Annotated in this window: 1 protein-coding gene; it reads left to right on the top strand. The window is 68.7% G+C overall.

What is annotated here, in order from left to right; all coding sequences use genetic code 11:
* On the top strand, positions 1-572 hold a 572-nt coding region (locus tag KUM32_RS36260), incomplete at both ends, for a type IV secretory system conjugative DNA transfer family protein (RefSeq protein WP_217146152.1).

The following is a 572-nucleotide window of genomic DNA, read 5'->3' as shown; positions in this document are numbered from 1 at the left end:
GTGCGGATGGGGTTCGAGGATGTCGCCGTGGCGATCATGGCGCCGCGGTCCGGCAAGACCACCTCCCTCGCGATCCCCTCCGTCTTGAACGCCCCCGGCCCGGTGCTGCTCACCAGCAACAAGGCCGCCGGTGACGCCTTCACCGCCACCTTCGAAGCGCGGGCGGACGTGGGCCGGGTGTGGAGCATGGACCCCCAGCAGATCGCTCATGCCGACCGCGCGATGTGGTGGAACCCGCTGGCCAGCGCGAAGACCTTGGATGGCGCGAGCCGGTTGGCCGGCCACTTCCTCGCCGCCAGCGTCGACGCTTCCCAGCAAGGTGACTTCTGGTCCAAGGCTGGCTCCAACATCCTCAGCCAGCTCTTCCTGGCCGCCGCCCTGGACGAGCGCCCCATCACCGACGTCATGCAGTGGCTAGCCTTCCCGGCCGACCGTACTCCGCTCGACATTCTGCGTGATCACGACTTCGCCGCCGTGGCCGCTCAGCTCAAGGGCACCGTCGAGGGACCACCCGAAACACGCGATGGCATCTTCGAAACCGCCCGCCAGTACGCCGCCGCCCTCCTCAACGC

The sequence above is a fragment of the Streptomyces sp. AC627_RSS907 genome (assembly GCF_019049165.1).
This window is presented reverse-complemented; position numbering and strand designations above follow the sequence as displayed.